Source organism: Paenibacillus sp. FSL k6-2145 (assembly GCF_037976585.1).
In the GTDB taxonomy this organism is placed as follows: Bacteria; Bacillota; Bacilli; order Paenibacillales; family Paenibacillaceae; genus Paenibacillus.
On sequence record NZ_CP150267.1, the window covers coordinates 6,036,601 to 6,055,966 of the forward strand.

16 protein-coding genes are annotated in these 19,366 nt (G+C 47.5%); 3 read left to right on the top strand and 13 right to left on the bottom strand.

Going from position 1 to position 19,366, the window contains the following annotated elements; all coding sequences use genetic code 11:
* Window positions 1–8: 8 nt before the first annotated feature.
* A complete protein-coding gene (locus NZ043_RS26525) occupies window positions 9–989 on the bottom strand; it encodes a Gfo/Idh/MocA family oxidoreductase (RefSeq protein WP_339309676.1) in 981 nt (326 codons plus the stop codon).
* A gap of 191 nt (window positions 990–1,180) precedes the next feature.
* Between NZ043_RS26525 and NZ043_RS26530 the strand changes: the two genes are divergently transcribed.
* Window positions 1,181–1,765, top strand: coding sequence for a bifunctional transcriptional activator/DNA repair enzyme AdaA (locus NZ043_RS26530; RefSeq protein ID WP_249912531.1), 585 nt, complete (start codon window positions 1,181–1,183; stop codon window positions 1,763–1,765).
* On the top strand, window positions 1,762–2,580 hold the full coding sequence (locus NZ043_RS26535; RefSeq protein ID WP_249912530.1) for a radical SAM protein: 819 nt from the start codon (window positions 1,762–1,764) through the stop codon (window positions 2,578–2,580). The genes NZ043_RS26530 and NZ043_RS26535 overlap by 4 nt, the downstream gene beginning before the upstream one ends.
* Before the next feature lie 167 nt (window positions 2,581–2,747).
* Here the strand turns inward: NZ043_RS26535 and NZ043_RS26540 are convergent, their stop codons facing one another.
* The 6 genes from NZ043_RS26540 to NZ043_RS26565 form a co-directional block, all read right to left on the bottom strand.
* Entirely contained in the window at window positions 2,748–3,854 is a 1,107-nt protein-coding gene (locus NZ043_RS26540) for a Gfo/Idh/MocA family oxidoreductase (RefSeq protein ID WP_133385126.1), read from the bottom strand.
* A 94-nt stretch (window positions 3,855–3,948) separates the two neighbouring features.
* Window positions 3,949–4,674, bottom strand: a complete 726-nt coding sequence (locus NZ043_RS26545) for a ThuA domain-containing protein (protein WP_076217226.1) — start codon at window positions 4,672–4,674, stop codon at window positions 3,949–3,951.
* 70 nt (window positions 4,675–4,744) lie between these two features.
* Window positions 4,745–5,917: a Gfo/Idh/MocA family oxidoreductase gene (locus NZ043_RS26550; protein ID WP_036613779.1), complete on the bottom strand. Its 1,173-nt coding sequence runs from the start codon at window positions 5,915–5,917 to the stop codon at window positions 4,745–4,747.
* Window positions 5,918–5,971: 54 nt separating this feature from the next.
* On the bottom strand, window positions 5,972–7,021 hold the full coding sequence (locus NZ043_RS26555; RefSeq protein ID WP_339309677.1) for a LacI family DNA-binding transcriptional regulator: 1,050 nt from the start codon (window positions 7,019–7,021) through the stop codon (window positions 5,972–5,974).
* A 279-nt stretch (window positions 7,022–7,300) separates the two neighbouring features.
* Window positions 7,301–8,383: a class II fructose-bisphosphatase gene (glpX, locus tag NZ043_RS26560; protein WP_091029562.1), complete on the bottom strand. Its 1,083-nt coding sequence runs from the start codon at window positions 8,381–8,383 to the stop codon at window positions 7,301–7,303.
* Between the two features lie 690 nt (window positions 8,384–9,073).
* The gene (locus NZ043_RS26565; RefSeq protein ID WP_339309678.1) at window positions 9,074–9,592 is read right to left on the bottom strand and encodes a GNAT family N-acetyltransferase; all 519 of its coding nucleotides are present in this window, start codon (window positions 9,590–9,592) and stop codon (window positions 9,074–9,076) included.
* 125 nt (window positions 9,593–9,717) lie between these two features.
* Between NZ043_RS26565 and NZ043_RS26570 the strand changes: the two genes are divergently transcribed.
* Window positions 9,718–10,362 carry a YitT family protein gene (locus NZ043_RS26570; RefSeq protein ID WP_133385130.1) on the top strand — a complete coding sequence of 215 codons (645 nt, stop codon included), beginning with the start codon at window positions 9,718–9,720 and terminating at the stop codon, window positions 10,360–10,362.
* A gap of 81 nt (window positions 10,363–10,443) precedes the next feature.
* Here the strand turns inward: NZ043_RS26570 and NZ043_RS26575 are convergent, their stop codons facing one another.
* From NZ043_RS26575 to NZ043_RS26600, 6 genes are all read right to left on the bottom strand, one after another.
* The gene (locus NZ043_RS26575) at window positions 10,444–13,023 is read right to left on the bottom strand and encodes a X2-like carbohydrate binding domain-containing protein (protein ID WP_339309679.1); all 2,580 of its coding nucleotides are present in this window, start codon (window positions 13,021–13,023) and stop codon (window positions 10,444–10,446) included.
* A 400-nt stretch (window positions 13,024–13,423) separates the two neighbouring features.
* The gene (locus NZ043_RS26580) at window positions 13,424–13,909 is read right to left on the bottom strand and encodes a (2Fe-2S)-binding protein (protein ID WP_339309680.1); all 486 of its coding nucleotides are present in this window, start codon (window positions 13,907–13,909) and stop codon (window positions 13,424–13,426) included.
* On the bottom strand, window positions 13,906–16,233 hold the full coding sequence (gene pucD / locus NZ043_RS26585) for a xanthine dehydrogenase subunit D (RefSeq protein ID WP_339309681.1): 2,328 nt from the start codon (window positions 16,231–16,233) through the stop codon (window positions 13,906–13,908). The genes NZ043_RS26580 and pucD overlap by 4 nt, the downstream gene beginning before the upstream one ends.
* A 33-nt stretch (window positions 16,234–16,266) precedes the next feature.
* Window positions 16,267–17,181 carry an FAD binding domain-containing protein gene (locus tag NZ043_RS26590; RefSeq protein ID WP_339309682.1) on the bottom strand — a complete coding sequence of 305 codons (915 nt, stop codon included), beginning with the start codon at window positions 17,179–17,181 and terminating at the stop codon, window positions 16,267–16,269.
* Window positions 17,182–17,468: 287 nt separating this feature from the next.
* Window positions 17,469–18,113: a nucleotidyltransferase family protein gene (locus NZ043_RS26595; protein WP_339309683.1), complete on the bottom strand. Its 645-nt coding sequence runs from the start codon at window positions 18,111–18,113 to the stop codon at window positions 17,469–17,471.
* Window positions 18,085–19,365, bottom strand: coding sequence for an XdhC family protein (locus NZ043_RS26600; RefSeq protein WP_339309684.1), 1,281 nt, complete (start codon window positions 19,363–19,365; stop codon window positions 18,085–18,087). The genes NZ043_RS26595 and NZ043_RS26600 overlap by 29 nt, the downstream gene beginning before the upstream one ends.
* Window position 19,366 lies beyond the last annotated feature (1 nt).

The following is a 19,366-nucleotide window of genomic DNA, read 5'->3' on the forward strand; positions in this document are numbered from 1 at the left end:
CGCTTGAATCAATCGTTAGGGAACACAAGCCCAATCTGCTTCCGAATCTGATCCATGACCTGCATCGTAACATAGGAGCGTTCATATGTGTTCATGTCAGACTCCTTTTTGCCTTCCTGAACCAGATTCACGAACTCCTCCACTTCATAATACATCGCCGGATGGTTTTGTTCGACTGTGAGCTGCTCCACCGTACCGTCATTGTAACGTATCTCTGCATGTTCCGGTGAGCCAATCTTGTCAATGATGATGCTGCCCAGTTCCCCCATAATTTCGCTTGGTACATGAGAGTTGGAGATTTTGGAGTATGTAACGACCGCATCCATCCCATCATAGTCCAGCAGCACACTGCCTTGTCCATCCACGCCGGATTCCAGCATCATCGCTTGGGACTGAACCCGGTCAGGTGCACCGAACAATGTAATCAATGGATAGAGACAATACACACCGAGATCCATTAACGCCCCATTAGCGAGTTCAGGTTTGAACGCGTTCAGGACGATGCCTTCTTTGTACTTGTCGTAACGCGAAGAATACTGAGAGTATCCTGCTACGTATTTGCGGACAGGACCGATTTTATGCAGGTTAGACTGCACCATTTTGAACTGGGGAACAAGAGTAGATTTCATCGCTTCCATGAGCAGAACCTGATGTTCTCGTGCTGTATCGATAATACTCCGAACTTCGGCGCTATTTGCAGCCAGAGGTTTCTCGCACAATACGTGTTTACCGTTTCTCAGAAAAAGCTCAGCCTGCTCTGCATGAACCGTATTCGGTGTTGCAATGTAGACTGCATCAATCACATCACTTGCCGCCAACTCTTCCAGATCGGTGAAGCGGTGTTCAACATCATATTTATCTGCGAATGCATTAGCCTTATCTTCAGTTCTTGAATACACGGCGGTTAATTTAAAACCTTCAACCTGTGCTGCGGCTTCAAGAAGCCTTTCTGTAATCCAGTTGGTACCCACTACGCCAAAACGAACCATGCTTACCTACCTCTTTCATCTATAAATTTCATTTGAGATATAAACCTGTATACCATCTTGTATATTGTAGCTCATATTTCGTTCAGATTGAAGGAAGGTACTTTATCCCAGATATTGATATCTTGCTTTTTAAGTTGAAACTTCGTCCATCCCTTGGAATCAGGGGTATAATTAGAGATGAGGTGATCACCGTGGAAAGTCCAGATCAAGATCGCATACTGCCTAATTCTATAGATGAAAAATACTGGCATGCCATCATCCACAACGATAATTCTTATGATGGAACGTTCTTTTACGGTGTGCAGACAACGGGGATCTTTTGCCGACCTTCCTGTAAGTCCAGAGCACCCAAAGCTGAAAATGTGCTGATATTTCAACATGTTGAAGAAGCATTGGCGCGAAAGTTCAGACCCTGCAAACGTTGTAAACCAACAGGCGAGCGGGTACCTGATCAGGAGTGGATATACGGAATCACGGATTACATCGAACATCATTACGCCGAACCTCTAACCTTGGATGTCCTTGCCACTGTAAGTCATGGCAGTCCTTATCATCTGCATCGTGTGTTCAAGCGAATTACAGGCCGCACACCGGTTCAATATATACAGGAAAAACGAATCACCGAAGCCCGGAAGCTGCTTGAACATACCAGACACACCGTCACCGATATTGGCCGCCATGTCGGTATACCTAACTCAGCTTATTTCATTACTGTATTTCGCAAACACACAGGTCTCACACCTGCACACTACCGCGAAAGGCATGAGAACTTATGAAGACGAATCTTACTTACAAAATACCCAAAACGTTACTCAACAAGGGGACAGGGTTCCTTCATGGATATACACATACACTGAATCCTTACACAGGCTGCGCCTTTGGTTGTTCCTATTGTTATGTCAGACAGATGCCTGTCTCCTTATTTCGCAAAGAGGATTGGGGGAGTTGGGTGGATGTGAAACAGGAGGCTTCTCGAATATTCGCCAAAGAATTGCAGCGTGCCTTAATGAAAGGGAAAGTCACTCTGTTCATGTCATCCAGTACAGACCCGTATCAACCCGCCGAATACAAGGAGTGTATCACGCGTTCATTGCTTGAAACGATGGTGCAGTATCCTCCTGATTTCGTATTAGTCCAGACCCGCAGCCCACTCGTTACCCGAGATATAGATCTGCTACAGAAGTTAGGTGACCGGGTTCGGGTCAGCATGACGGTGGAGACGGATCTGGACGATATGCGCAAGCATTTCAGTCCTTCCGCTCCCCCGATTGCAGGTCGCTTACGTGCATTGGAACAGTTGCGGGATGCCGGAATACCCACGCAGGTTGCGATTGCTCCCGTATTACCCAGCAGTGAACAGTTTGCAGCCATCTTGAGACCTCTGGTTCAGCGTGTATGCATTGACGATTATTTCATGGGTGATGGTAGCGAGGGCAAGCGCACCCGTCGACTCGGTATGGAGTCGCTCTATCAGCAAGTAGGGATGGAGCACTGGTATCATCCAGATGCGTATCAGACTGTGGTTCAGCGGATGAAAGACTATTTTGCCGAGGATGAAATCTGGATCAGTCAGGCGGGATTTGAGCCTTAAATAGTTATATAAGTTGAACTAAAGAATATTTACACTGGCCATTCCGATGACAGAACAACCTTCCAATCGCTGTTTATCCCAATTTTTTTGATTTAATAAAAAACAGCCCCTTTCCTTGTTCAAAGGAAAAGGGGCTATTTATCATGACATAAGCCATGATGGCTATCTTATTTATCCAATGTATACAATGGCAGGTCCACCGGCAACGCAGCCGGGCGCTGACATGAACTTTTCATCTGGTAGAATGTCTGTTCATCTGATGAATCATGGAATGCCCACATGGCCTCAAGAACATGGTATGCCAGTTCCCCACTTGCCCGGTGTGCACGTCCGCTATTAGCTGCATAGGCCATATCTGCCACACCAATCCCGCGTGTATTTTCCTGATACCCTGGGAGAAGCGGAACTTCCGTCCATTCATGCTCACCTAACAAACGGTAACGAACGGGACCGCCAAAGGTATTGGGGTCAGGCACCTGTAATGTACCGTGCGTGCCATATATCTCAATCGGTGGCAATGTACTTCCGCCAAATACGTCAAAACTCGTAATCAGTGTGCCAATGGCCCCCTGTTCAAACTGTAACAGACCGGTAACGTGAGTTGGAATTTCGACGGGAACCGTCTGGCCTCTCTTTTTCTCACTCGTAATCGTGCGCTCTTCCATCGCTTTACCTGTCATACCCGCAATCGACTTGATCGGGCCCATCAGTTGAACCAATGCCGTGAGATAGTACGGACCCATGTCAAACATTGGTCCACCACCAGAGGCGTAATAAAACTCAGGATCGGGATGCCAGTGCTCATGACCACGGCTCATCATAAATGCGGTCGCCGCCACCGGTTTGCCGATGACCCCTTCCTCCACCAATTGAAGTGAAGTCTGGATACCCGAACCGAAGAACGTTTCTGGTGCACAACCCACAAGTAATCCTTTACGCTTTGCTGTTTCGAGCACGGCCTGCCCTTCTTCACGGGTAACAGCGAGTGGTTTTTCTACATAAACATGTTTGCCAGATTCAAGTGCCCGCAAGCATACATCCGCATGAACGGAAGGAATCGTCAAGTTGATGATCAGCTCAATCTCGGGATCAGCCAAGATTTCGTCGACGCTGTATACGTTAGGCACGTTATAGGCAGCAGCCTGCTCTTCGGCACGTTTCCGATCAAGATCCGCAACAGCAACAAGTTCCAGCACCTCGAACCGGTGACAGTTTTCCATATAAATACCGCTGATTTTACCGCAGCCAATAATGCCTACTTTCATTGTTTTCATGCCTGTGGCTCCCTTCGCCGTGGATCAGAATGTTTATCCATTGAGGATGAATGGTTAACACTGAAGTTACGTTTGCAATCAAACTACAATCTCATTAGTTCTGGTTGTCCGCCATACCTGTGTACACTTCGGTTGCTGAACTTACTCGACTCTTGGCAAGTTCTTTGCCTGCTGCTGTCCATTTGAATCCACTGCGCATCATTTCAGTCACGGGTTTCATGTCTACAATGTCTGCATGGTGTCCCAGTGAGTTGTAGAATACCCGTCCTGCGCCCCATCTTTTCGTCCAGACAACAGGCATATCTACGGGGCCATTCGCCGCATGCGGACCAGTCACCACTGGGAAACGAGTTGTTGCCAACACTTCCACTGCCGGATCTACGTGCAGGTAGTACTGTTCACTTTTTACCTGAAAATCTTCAATATGATCCAATAACGGGCTAGAGCCACGCTTCATGTTTACCATGTACTCCACACCATCATTGCCTGGATGAGCAACCCATTGTCCACCCGTCATAAACTGCCAGTCTACGTTATTTCGGAAGGCATCACACATCCCCCCATGAAGACCAGCCAAGCCCACACCGCTCTGGACAGCCGCTGATACGTTATTGACGAGTTCTTGCTCAATCTGTCCCATTGTCCACAACGGCACGATCAGATCCAGACCCATCAGCTTCTCTGCATCCGCATAAGACTCCAACGTATTTGAGACTTCAACCTCGAACTGCTCTTCCTTCAAAATACGTTCAAAAATCGCTGCTACCTGCTCCGGTTCATGTCCATCCCAGCCGCCCCATACAATCAGTGCTTTACTCATCGTTTATTCACTCGCTTTCGCCTAGTTTAGTTGTGTTCAACCTTATTTCTGACGTCACTGTCTTGCTTGCTCACATCTCTTCAAGCGTCACCCAGCGCCGTTCTGTTACCGAACGTTCTACCGCTTCCAGTACAGCCTGACAAGCGACCCCATCGTGGAAACTCGGTGATGGTTGGCGTCCTTCAGAGATTGCTGTTACCAGCTCCAGCATTTCATGGGTGAACGTGTGCTCGAATCCAATCGTATGTCCGGCAGGCCACCAAGCTTCAGCATATTTATGTGCGGGATCGGTTGCCAGTACACGGCGGAACCCCTGTACGTCCTCTTCATCCTTTGTAAAATACACTTCCAGTTCGTTCATCCGTTCAAAATCAAATCGTACACTGCCGAGACTGCCGTTAATCTCAAACGAGTTTGTACTCCGATGCCCCGCTGCAAAACGTGTAGCCTCGAAGCTGCCCAGCGCCCCTCCTGCGAATCGTGCCAGGAACAACGTAGCGTCGTCGACGGTCACTTCTCCTTTCGGTGCATCCGCATTCGAACTGCCCTTTGCACTCAGACCGGTCATCTCAGCTGCAAGCGGTCGTTCTTTGATAAATGTTTCGCTCATGCCGATGACTTCCTGGAATTCACCAACGAGGAAACGAGCCAGATCGATTAAGTGTGCGCCCAGATCCCCATGGGAACCAGAGCCAGCCACTTCTTTTTGCAAACGCCATACCAGCGGGAACGAAGGGTCCATGATCCAGTCCTGCAGGAAAAAAGCACGGAAATGATAGATTTTACCCAATCGTCCACTCTCCACCAGATCTTTGGCCAACTGCACCGCTGGTGAGAAACGATAATTGAACCCGACCATATGGGCTACTCCAGCATCCTCTGCTGCCTGAAGCATCTCACGCGAATCCGCAAGCGACAGGGCCAGTGGTTTCTCACAAAACAGATGTTTACCCTGACGAGCCGCTTCCAACGCAATTTCCTTATGGGCATCACTTGGTGCATTAATATCAATCAGATCGATATCATCCCGCTTCACTAGTTCACGCCAATCAGTCACACTTTCGGACCAGCCAAACTGATTCGCTGCCTCCTGCACTCCCTGCTCGTTACGTCCACAGATCACAGACATCTCAGGCTGCAGCGGAGCAGACGGGAAAAACATCGGCAGACTGCGATAGGCATTACTGTGGGCCTTCCCCATAAACTTGTATCCAACCATTCCGACACGAAGACGATTTGACATGGTCATTTCCTCCTTTGGAATAATAAAAAGTCTTTCAATATGTGTACCAATAAACTATTGACGGATAGAAGAAGCACGGATGATCAGTTCGGTAGGCAACAACGCTCTCGCTGATTCGGTTACCGCTACAACAGAGTTATTCGCTTTATGTGTGTCACCCACAGACCCATGCATAAGCTTCGATGCTGCAAGTTCACCCATTTCAAAAAATGGAACCCTGACGCTGCTCAGCGGCGGAACCGCCATCTCGGCGGCATCGGAGTCGTCATAACCCACAAATGCCGGAAAATCCTCCACCCGGATTCCCCGCTCACGCAAACCATGCATGACCCCAATAGCCATCCGGTCATTGGCCGCAAATACAGCATCAATCTCATGTAGGCGATCTGATACAATCGCTGCCGCCTCAATGCCACTCCGTCTACTATAATTCCCCTCAAGCAATAGACTCGGGTCCAGCTCCATACCTGCTTCTAGCAGGCCAAGACGGACACCTTCCATTCGCTCCTGGCTGTTGGAATAGCTGTCCGGACCATTGAGAAAAGCGATTTTGCGATATCCCTGATCCGTAAGATGACGTATGGCAAGCCTGCTTCCTTCCACATGATCCGCATCCACTTCCGTGAACGATTGGCCCTCAAAATGCTGATTCATGACACAGAACGGGTGTCCTTCCCGGTGAAGCTGCTGCATGGCCGCCAGTTCTTCATGATCATCTCGGGCACCAAGGATAATGCAGGCGTCCACTTTCTGCCGCCGGAACAGATCCGTATAATTCATCACTTCACCGGGTGTCCGGAACATAACCAGCAGGTCCATGCCATTGTCTCTGGCTTTGCTTCCAATCCCACTCAGCATTTCCGAGAAAAAATACGCCGAGAACAGATGCGCCTTCGGAACATAAGGCAATACTACGCCAAGGTTCCCGCTTTTACTTCTGGCAAAACTGCGAGCAAGAGCGCTGGGCACATAGCCTAACTGTTCGGAAGCTTCAAGAACCTTGCGGCGTGTCTCTTCTTTAATAGGACCTACCCCATTAAGCACCCGGGAGACCGTCGCCTCGGAAACACCCGCAAGATCAGCCACTTCTTTACGAGATGCCATGAATTTCAACCCTTTCTAGCTCACCTATTAATGATGTAATAATTAAAAATCAATATTTATGTACGCGCGTACATTTTCTCATGCCATGTAACCGTTGTCAATGCTTTTAACACAAAAAAATAATGAGGGTTTGGATTAATCCAAGCCCTCATTATTATCTTACCAGAGATGGTACTTTCAATGATTCAAGCACCTGTAATCTTAGGGGTTCAAGTTACTTATCAAACTCAATAAAACGATTTAAGTTGATCCTATTTGTTCAATTATGGGGAGTGCAGCTCACAACGTCGTTGTAACGCCAAGATCAACAGAGGATTGACTAAATTCAGCCTGTTCCATTGTTTTCACATGACTCGGAATGCGATCCGAGGGTTCTGGCGTGGATTGGAGCTGTCTTACTTTGTGCAGAACTTCTTTGTTAGGAAGGAAGTGTTGGGAACGAATAAACCGAATTGTTTTGGTTTTGGCACGCATAACAATCGAATCCGTCTCGGCACGATCATCCGCAAGATACCGTACCCCTCCCAAGATCTCACCTGGTGTCACACCTGTTGCGGCAAAAATGACGTCCTCCGTACCGATCATATCCTGCATTGTTAACACTTTGTAAGGATTATCAATCCCCATCTGCAGGCAGCGCTGGAATTCGTCCGCGTTGGCAGGCATCAGGCGCCCTTGAATCTCACCCCCAAGGCAAGATAGCGCTGCGGCAGCCAGCACACCTTCTGGCGCTCCTCCAGATCCGACATAGAGATCAATACCCGCCTCGGGGAAGGCCGGTGCCATCGCACCCGCAACATCACCGTCACTGAGGAACTTGATCCGCACGCCAACCTTGCGCAGGGTCTTAATTGTGCTCTCATGTCGTACACGATCCAGAATCATCACAGTGAGATCCGAGATGTTTTTGTTCAATGCGGCAGCGGCTTTCTCCAGTGTGACTTCAACCGGGTCTTCAATGCTAACTTTGCCTACAAGCGCAGGCCCTACCGCCAGTTTCTCCATATACATGTCCGGTGCGTGGAGCAGGTTACCTTTTCCCGCCACTGCAATAACCGATAGAGCGTTGTTTAGTCCTTTGGCTACGATTTCTGTACCTTCGAGCGGGTCTACAGCCACGTCAACCTCAGGCCCCTCAGCGTTGCCCACTTCCTCGCCGATGTACAACATGGGTGCTTCATCCATTTCTCCTTCACCGATTACCACCGTGCCGCGAATGGACACGGAATCGAACATGGCGCGCATGGCCAAAGTAGCCGCTTCATCTGCACTGTTCTTGTCGCCTCTTCCCATCCAGGGTGCTGAAGCTAACGCAGCCAATTCTGTTACTCTGACAATTTCCAACGCCAGTTCGCGTTCCATTTTTCCCACTTCCTTTCCAATTTCCAAAAGCATAACGTGAAAGCGGTACTAAATCCATCGCAAATCCATATGAAATTGATCTATAAAAGGCGTAGTAGCGCCTTTCGAACGATTTATACCTTATTTATCCAATTAATATTTTGATCAATTTCGTTTTTTTTTCGGCTGGTTTTAAGAGTCCAATCCTCCTGATTTATTACTTGAAATATTAATTTTATTTTCCATTTTCCGCTCTAAAACTAAATAATTCAACATGGTGGATTAACACGTCCGTTTCATGTGCAAAAAGTTCTTTTAACATGAGGTATATACAACTTATATACTGATTATTAAGAACGTAACGCTATCTAATAGCCTACAAACGAAAACGATTTTCGACTGGCGGCCCAAACGCAGAAATAAACTAATAAACTGCAATGATAATCCTTGAGATCAGCCTGCTTCCTTGACGGTTATTGAGCTAATTTATACAGTCAATTATGTATTAATCAGGCCTTTAACTTTTGCTAAAGCCATAGATGCAGCTTATGAGGGGCATCGAAAATAATAAGTTTACATAATATTTATTATGTATTATTTTTCATTAATTTCTTCATTTTATGGCTCAACGGTTCTGATAAAACATAAAAAAGCCCGAAAGAATTCTGCTCAATAGCATGTTTCTCCCAAGCTTTTCCCTCGATGATCCAGTTACAGTAGCGTTTTGGTCATTATAAAATCAATCTGTTCCTCATCTCCCATGTAAAAAGCATGGGCACCTGTCTGTACAAACCCCATCTTTTCATAAAATGCGATGGCATTTTCATTTTTCTCCCACACGCCTAACCAAATATTCGTTTTGTGATGTTCTGTTGCCATCTCTATGGCTTTATGGAGTAGCACTTTACCAAGGCCATGTTTTTGGAACTCTTTCTTGATGTACACCCGCTCGATCTCAAGGGATTCCACGCCCATCTTCTCAGACTGAGCATCATTGATATTTACCTTCATGTACCCTGCCACTTTATGGTTGACATAAATAAAAAGAAATTGTGAATCCATAACGGACAGTTCCGTTTCCAATTGCTCCCGATTAAACGCCTTTTCCAGATAAGCTTTCATATTTTCGGGTGAATTTTGCGCTTTAAACGTTTCATTAAACGTCTCATAACTAATCTCCTGCAGTTCACATACATGTTCAATGGTACATATCTCTATACGAACCGTCATCTATATTCACATTCCTTTAACAAGTTAATCGTTTGTTGCAAATGCACTAAAAAAGGGTTACATTGAATTTAGCTCAATTTTGTTGTATTTGCAACATAATTTTTTTAAAAAAGAGGTCGAATGAATTGAAATATGTACTTTTTGTCGCAGGTATTCTAATCTTAACACTTGGCATTTCCCTTACCATCCAATCTGAACTGGGTACCTCTCCGTTTGATGCACTTCTGGTAGGGCTGTCACATCATGTAGGGCTTAGTGTAGGTAGCTGGGAGGTCATCATTGCTTTCCTGTTAATTGGATGTAATTCGCTTTTGAAGCAGCAAAAACCCGAGTTTCTGGGGCTCATCACCGCATTCATTACTGGTGTGGGGATTGATATCTGGCTTTATGTATCTGATTCCTTGATCACACCCGAAGTTTGGTACAGCAAATTAATGACTTTTGTCATTGGTTTAGTGATCATAAGTATCGGCACGGCAATTTATTTACAGACCAATTTTGCACCCATTCCAATTGACCGCTTAACATTAATCTTGCATGAAATCACTCGAACTCCCTTATTTGTATCGAGAACATTCATTTACCTTGTATTTTTAATTCTGGCGTTTCTGCTCAGTGGACCGATCGGGCTTGGAACGTTGATAACCGTATGTTGTGCAGGTGTGCTTCTTCAGTTAATCATGGGCCATACGAAAAGGATAATAGATCGCATATTAACAGACATGGACACATCGTCACATACTAGAAGTGAAAAAGAACATTCCGTCTAATCGGTGTACACCTTCTACACCATAAAAAGGCTGAATCAGAGGTTTAACCCCTGATCCAGCCCATCAACCGTTCATTATTCCTTAGGGCTCAATTCCCCATACCAGCTGACCGTTCACATACCCGGTAACCTTATCATGGTTTGCGAACTGACTACCGGTTGCCTTAAACGAGTAATCATTAGTCTGTGTGTAATTCGTCCAATTGTTTTTGGAAAAGCGTGCTTGAACCTCTGCGCTCTGGCCCGCATTCATTGATCCCGCCGCACTTGTAAAGCCCACTTCAAGATAATGATCCGCTCCGGCAACTGGAGTCGCCAGTTTAACAAATTGACTCGTTACATTCGCACTGCCCATACTGGCCCAGTCGGACCAGAAACTCTGAGCATCTTCCCCGTCAATTGTATAGTAATACCGGAGTTTTACATCACTTAACGGAATAGCCGAATTACCTGAGTTGACCAATTTGAACTTGGGTGAGACGCCGTTGGTGGATGCACTTGTGTTGCCGTTAAATGCTTGAATCGTCAAATCCCCTGCTGGCACAATAACCGTGCTGTCTACGACGTTCACCGTTAGCACAGCGTCATTTCCTCCATTGAAGTGAAAGGTCAATACGTTCTGGCCCAGCGGAAGCGTGGCAAGATAGGATTTGTTCAGAACAACAGCAGAGCTGGATGCTGTATAATTCTGACCCGCTACAAGTGTAACATTCTCCTTTGTGATGCTTGTAAGCTGACGGCCGTTTAAGGTGAGAGATACGGAAATATCCTGTGCGGGATTCGTTGCTTTATCAAATGTTGCATTCACAGGAGAAATCACAGCATTGGTACTCGGTGTTGAATCCACAATTTTGATTTTTAACACAGGGTCCTGACCTTGATTGAAATCCAGAACAATCGAATGCTCACCAACTGGCAGGGTTGCCAGATAAGCTTTTTTCAACAGCAATGTGCTTCCGTTCAAGGTATAGTCTGTCGTTGCGGTCAATGCATTGTTGCCTGCCCGGAGAGCAATTAGCGTATTGCCGTTTGCATTCACGGTTACGGTTTTATCGCTTTGATTGGGTGTGTATTTGTCAAATTCAACGTTTCCAGGTGTGATGGATGCACTGGGGTTGGGATTGTTAACCTTTAGATTTGGCAGCTCATCCAACGTAATGACATAATCACTTTGATAAAGCGTTTTCAATGTTGCCGGGTAATTAAAAGCTGAACTCATCAGATGCTCGCCATACCAAGGGCAGAAGTACAGCCATCCTGATTTCTCCTCGGTCAGATTTTTCACGCTTGGAATCGTGTCGTTCTCCGTCATGGCTACCATTTTCGTACCACCTGTCAACTCAACAAGCTTATAGAAAATCGAGGTAATCGCATCCTCATTCGGTACGCCAGACAAACCGTCATAACGGTTGTAGATCGTATTGTATTTATCATATCCCACCAGATCTACCTGATCATCACCCGGATACCAGGCAGGAGAAGTGCTGTATACGTAGCTGTTGTATGTCCAGATCAGATTATGCAAGCCATACGTCTCGGTCAATTCGGTATAAAGCAGATCCCATAGCTCTTTGTACACTTCTGCGCCTGCCGAAGCCCACCAGAACCATGCACCTTCCCCGTTCAGTCCGCCGTTGCCTTCTGCTTCATGATATGGACGGAACAGAACCGGCACGTTGTTGTCCTGCAAAATTAACAGTTGTTCTGCCAGATCCTCAATGGTCATCATCACGTATTGATACTCTTTCGTACCGGGAATTACCGCATTGGCTGTATTAAAATTCGTTTCTGTTGGCTTGTAGGTAGCCTCTTTCCAATCCACAAAGTCCCCGAGCTCATACGTATTGAAATTACGAGGCACATTGATATGCCAGGAAGCTGTTGCAATACCTTCACGGTTATTCACCCAATCAATCATGCGATCGGTTGTACCGTCCTCCCAACCATACAACGGATTATAGTTCATCAGATCAAAGCCTCGGATTGCCGGATACTTTCCAGTCAGATCATGAATCCATTCGAATTCAAGCTCTGTATCTCCGTCATTCCCTCCTCCATAGATCTCTTGTTGACCAGAAATAATGTTGTTTCCGTATACCTCCGTTAAATAATTCATCAAAATTTGAGTTTCCGGTGTAGCTTCAGGATCAGTGAGAACTGGCTGCACATTCAGGGGATCCAGATCAGCATGATCCACTGTAAAAGTATCAAAATACGCGAAGCCCCAGCCAGCCTTCAGCTCAATCGTGTTGGCACCCTGATTCAACTTGTGAAAGCCAAAATCGAAGTCTGACCATGTTGTCGTGTAAGGCAGCATGTACGCCCCTTTCGTAACACCATTGACGATTAAATTTTGTGACCTGCCATCTGCACTGAGCTCCTGCATATATCGTGTGGAGATTGCGTACATGCCGGTTTCCGGGACAGTAACTGTGAAGGTTAATGTGCCAGAGTTCTGCATCCAGACAAATCCGACCCCTGAGAATCCGGGCTTGGGTTGCCCATAGATTGAAGTAACCACTTGAAGATCCGGGGTGAGCTGCGCATCTTCGCTTTCGATGGTGAACAATGGTGTGTCTGCATGAACGGGCGCTGTCATTAATCCAATCAGTAGGGCCAATGCCAGCATCATTGTGGTTGCCTTTTTGAGCAAATTTTTCATCAATTCCATCTTCCTTCCCAAGTGAAATATGATAATGAAATGTCAATGAACCCATTCATGATGGCGCTTTCATTTTAAACATAGCATGCGCATCAATTTTTGTAAATATATGGTTAATGAGAATGTTTGAAATTCTTTTGTACCAGTACTTTGAACGCCATTTTTCCATCGTTCCACCAATATTGAAGACAATTCGAAAACGGTTCATTATCTAACCAGTTTCAGGCCTAAACTTCATCTCCTGTTAGATGAATGTACTTGGCAGAAAATCTACAAAAAACAAAAAAAAGCATTCCTGGATCGGATGCTTTTTCAATGAATGATTCTTCAATTCTCCTTGTTTTTATGTCCACGTCCTGCGTCCCGGTTCAACAAACGGTTTCCTCGGCTGATGTTTCCTTTACCGCACAACGTTCCCTGCCTTGCGTACCGCCCGAATAATGCCACCGTAGCCGGTACAACGACACAGATTCCCGCACAATCCCGATTCAATCTGTTCTTGAGAAGGCTCAGGATGTGCATCCAGTAATGCCTTGGTTGAGATCACCATGCCCGGAGTACAGTAGCCGCACTGGAAGCCACCTTCCTCCACAAAAGCTTGTTGGATCGGATGCAGAGTGCCTTTCTCCTTGCCGTGTAAGCCTTCAATGGTCGTAATGTCACTGCCTGCACATTGATAAGCCATGACAAGACAGGAGTTCACGGGCTCTCCATCCATCAGAACCATACATGCACCGCAACGTCCCACTTCGCAGGATACTTTGGTACCCGTCAGTTGCAAATGAGTCCGAAGCACATCGACAAGTCGAGTCGTTTGCGCGATCTCCAGATGTTTCTCTTCGCCATTCACAACGGCTGTCCAGTGACTCTCAAGTGGTTTACTCATGATGGACTCACTCCTTCCTGCAAAGGTACATTTAAAGGTCTGACCAGTTGTTCCCTCGGTACAGGAAGACGGTTAACCCATACACCTGTCGCCTGATGTATTGCGGCTGTAATGGCCGGCGCAAGCGCTACGGAGCCAATCTCACCGATCCCCCTAGGGCCGAATGAATCACCTTCGGGCAAGTCTTCAATAGCTTCAACCTCCAGATTGGTATGAATATCCTGAATGGTTGGGATCAGATACGTGTCGAGGTTAGTGGTTACATAACGGCTGTCCTGCATGACCGCATCCTCGGTCAACGTGAATCCAAGCGCCATGACACTGCCGCCTTCAATCTGTCCGATAAAGCCCATAGGGTTGATCACCGGGCCTGCCGCTACAACATGGCGTGTATCCAGCAGCTTGGTTTCTCCGGTCAAAGTATTTACTTCCACCTCTGCCGCAACCGCCGCATACGTATACAAATAATGCCCGCCTACCACATTGTCTGGCGTAGTTGGGTAATCAAACTTTGTATCGAAAATCCATTCAGCGGCTTTGCCCTGCGTCGCGAGTTCAGCATACGAAACTATAAAGCCTGATTCTGATTCTACTTCTGAAGTTTCGGCAGGAAGCTGGCCTTTACGCCATATACCACCAGGCCCTGTCACCAGTTCATCTGCCGGAACGCCGGACATTTCAGACGCGACAGCGAGAACACGGGAACGAAATGGAGTCTGCAAACGTTGAAGAGCCATCCATGCCATCGTTGTTGAACGTGAAGCTGTACTTGATCCGCTGTGTGGCACACGATCCGTATCTCCAATGATGATACTGAGATCCGATGTACTGCACTGGAATAGATCACATAACATAATTTCCAGCGTTGCAATAAGCCCCTGACCGAATTCCTCGTAGCTGAACGCCACCTCAATCTTTCCTTCGTTATTCAGGGACAGACGGCCTCCCGCAGGGTCCGGAATCCCGTATCCCAGCCCTGCACCGTGCATGGCGATGGCTGCTCCGACTCCACGCTTGATCCATGGCGGCAGAGAAGGATCTGCCGGGGGTTGCTGATGTTTTTGCCACAGTTCGGAGCGATCCAATGCCTCCCATACTTGGGACAGTCCATCCGTGACCAGAATGCGTTGATTCAGCGGGCCGGGATCATTCTTTTCCCTCATATTACGTCTGCGGAACTCCCAAGGGTCCATGTTCATGATATCCGCAAGCCGATCCATCTGGCCTTCCATGGCAAAAATCGCCTGGTTCCCGCCAAATCCGCGAAACTCACCTGACAGTCCGTTATTCGTATACACAGACACACCTTCCACATCCACATGAGGGATGGCGTATGGTCCTAGACAATGCTCGGTACAGAAATTCAGCACCGGTGCACCCAATGTGGCATACGCTCCCGTATCTGCTGTAATACGGACACGATGCGCTTGGATGATACCTTCCTGGCTCATACCGGTCTTCATTTCAATCTTCATTGGGTGCCGTTTCAATCCTGCACGTACAGATTCTTTACGTGAATTATGCATTTTCACAGGACGCCCGCATCTCAAGGCCAGTAATGCACCATAGGGCTGTACGTTGAGTTCATCTTTTCCGCCAAATGAACCACCAATCGGTGAAGACACCACCCGAATATCTTCTTCAGGACAGCCAATAATACGCGCAAGCTGCATCCGGTCTTTATAGCCATGTTGCGTTGCCGCGTATACATTCAGCCTTCCCTCTTCATCCGGGACAAACAGGCCACCTTCTGTCTCCATGTAAGCATGCATCTGGCGAGGCGTATAATACGTCTCAGTCACGATATGATCACAAGTGGCAAAAGCTTGCTCGGTATCTCCACGTTTGATCTCCGTGCGATGCAGCACATTACCTGGACCATGCTCATGCAACTCTGGTGCTCCGGGAGCCAAGGCAGCGTCTGTACTATTCAGTGGAGCGAGTTCCTCATACTCTACGCGAATCGCATCCAGCGCAAGTGCCGCACGTTCCGGAGAATCCGCAGCAACTGCTGCTATGGCATCCCCAACATAACGTACAATATCCTCGCAGAACACAGGCTGATCCGGGGTCGCTATGCCAAAACGATTCAGACCAGGTACATCTTTGGAAGTCAGAACCGCATAGACGCCATCCAACGCCTCAGCTTCCGAAGTATCTATAGACAATATGCGAGCATAAGGATATTCGCTTCGCAATACTCTGCCATGAATTATGTCAGGTAGCGTCATATCCGTCAGATATTGAAGCTGGCCTGTAACTTTGGGTGCCCCATCTGGCCGCAAGTGCCAGCGTTTCCCGCTCTGTTTCCGATTCAGCAGCATGATCCCTCTCCCCCTTTGCTTGATCCCATTCATTTATTCGTGAAGTGCCTCCCATAGCCCAGCGCCAAGCATATTGCCTGCGGTCTGTTTGCGATAATGTTCTGTTGCAAATGTATCGCCATAAGTCGTAAATTCGGCAGCCACAGCAGTTGCAAGAGTCGCCGCTTGCATGACAGTAGCTTCACTACCAAGAAGCTGTTGTTCCGACTCCAGAAGTCGCATCGCCATGCCTGAACCCCCGCCCGCAGCAATCGCAATCTTTGTCCAGCGGTTATCCGAATCAATCTCTCCATACAACGCAACCGTCACAAGTGATGCACTGAACGTCTCCCGTCGACCCAACTTGCGGTAAAAGGAAACTTCTCGTACAGCAGGCCTATGCCCACTGTCCACATTAAGCAGAGAGGACGGTCTCATCGGGATATGAATCGAGATTAATACATCCCCTGGATTACGGCTGCCATCCCGTCCACCCTGAAGCCAGGAAGACACACTGCGGATCTCAATTCCGCTGTCCGTCAACCAGTGCAGCTTCGCATCATATACAAGCAAAGCAGGCAGCGTATCGCCTACTCCGGACACAATATTTCCGCCAATGGTTGCCAGATTACGAATGGAAGGGGCAGCAATTGCATTCACCGCTTCTTGCAAGATCGGCAGTTGATGCAACAACGCTTGTGAAGCACATTTCTTTAATCGGGTCATTGCGCCAATGACTATCTCATTTCCACGATTAGATATACCACTCATTTCAGGAATACAAGCCAGACTAATCATGTGTTCAGGCGCTTGAACCAAGCCACCCTCCCACTGGGTTCGCAGCAATGTTCCGCCTGCCGTAAAACAACATATTCCCTTGAGTCTACTTCTTAACGCTTGGAGTTCTTGCAGGTTCTCAGGCTGCCATACCGATGGCAATGCTCCAGAACCGTATGCCGGTGTGACCATCGCTGCATCCCCTTTCTCTCTCTTCCTTGGGCAGGAAATTCAACCGTCTGATCCAGATAATTCTTCAAATCATATGAGAGTTCGGCAGCAACGTCAATTACCTTTACATCGTTTTGGATAAATGTATAAAACCTGCGTTCCATTTGTGCTTGATGCATCATGATCTATCGAAAGCTAACACAGACTCTCTTTCATCACATGATAAAAGAAGACAAACAGGCCAACCAGACTGCCTGGCTGACCTGTTCATGTCATTAAATTAAACATAATTTTTCATCTTCTCCTGTTCATGAGTCTGTCTGCTCCGATTCATATACATGATTCAAAATGCGTTCCAATTCCGGTTCCGTATCCGCATCCCAGAAACTAGTCTCAGACAGTGGTACATGTACACCTGAATAGTTAGCGCTGCGCATAATCTTGCGTGCCCCCTCATCTCCATGCAAGGACAACAGAGGTCCGAACATATGGGAGCGAAAAGCAACGGGCGGCTTGCCTCCCTCACCGTCGGTAGCTGCGACATAGTCACACAGCTTGTGGGTAGCCAGTGCTGTCGTCACCCGATTAATATCCTGCGTTTTTAACAAAGGCTGATCACCCAGTAACATGAGAATGCCCTCCGGTTTGTACTCCATGGCCGACAATACGCCAGAATGAAGAGAATTGGCCATACCGCAAGCATAGTCAGCACAGGCCACAATTCGAAGTCGCGCTGTGGGATGATAAGCATACGTGGCTGAATCAACCCATTTTACAGGCAGCCATGCCAATGAATCTTCCGGTTTGACTACACAGACCACTTGATCCAGATCCGAATTCAGCGCAGCTTCCAGTGACCATGCAGCCAGTGACCTCCCGTCTGGCATGACAACCGAGAGTTTATCCCGACCAAGGCGACAACTCTTACCTGCTGCCAGAACTATGCCCGTCATTCGCATGTGCAACGCTCCCCTTCTGCACCTCAGAACTCAAGGAAGAAACCTTATGTTTACATGCGATCAATTCCGCTGCAATACTGATGGCGATCTGTTCGGGACCGTCTGCTCCGATGCTCAAACCAACGGGAGAATGTACATATTTCAACGGTGGTAAGCCATCCAGCAGACGGGCTGTTCGTGTTTTGGAACCCATGATGCCAAGATACGTATACTCACAGTCCACTAACATCTCCAGCAGTTCACGTTCGCGAGGAAAGTTGTGACTCATCAAAATCAAATAATCTCCTTTGTGCACGTTTAACAAAGGCATAATCTCACGCGGGAAACCCGTTTCTAGTTCAGCTTCAGGGAACCTTTCCGTGGTGCATAAGGACTCTCGCCAATCGGCTATCACAACACGGAATCCTGCGGATTGGGCGAGTTTTGCAACAGGAATAACATCATTCCCGGCTCCGATGATAATCAGACGTGGTTTAGGTGTGTACAGCGAAGTAAGTTGCTGCGGGAGGTCCCAGGAATTCGTTGAAAACTTATCGTTTGTCAATATTTCAGCATCAGACTCAGAGATATGTTGTGAATCACCAGATAAATGGGAAGAATGAGGTCCGTTTGACGTAACAGGTGCCACTTCAGGCACAAGCGTAAGGCGAGGTATATTGGGAGAATGTTGTGTTGATGCCGTATGTTCATGCTTGATATCCCCACTGCTGTGCTGGACATCAACCTGCAATGAAGCTGGATTATTGTTCGTCACGCGATCATGAGGAGGGACGAGCGAAGGACGCAAGATCGGCTCGCGCCGGGTATCTGTTGGCTCAATCCGTTTCCAGTCATATCGAACCCTTGTATACTCATCCTGAAATGTTCGGGTTAACACTATCGCAGAGCCGGATTGAAAACACTCGTACATCTTCTGTAACGTATATCGGAGTTCACCACACACAGGTTCAAGTAGCACAACAACAAGTCCGCCGCAGCCGATCGTCTCACCCCAGGACAGATCATCCTCAGGACGCATGTCGTATTCCACGAATTCCATCTGCTTCGTATCCAGCACATGGCTCACCCGGGCCTGAAGATCACTCTCCAGGCATCCCGGACTGATACTGCCATACATTATGCCATCCTCGGTCAACAGCATAGAGACTCCCTGCTTACGGTAAGCATGACCCTCTACCTTGATCGCTGTTGCGAGCACGCAGCGCGTTTCACGGGCTGCGATTGCACACAGATCATGCATTTCCATA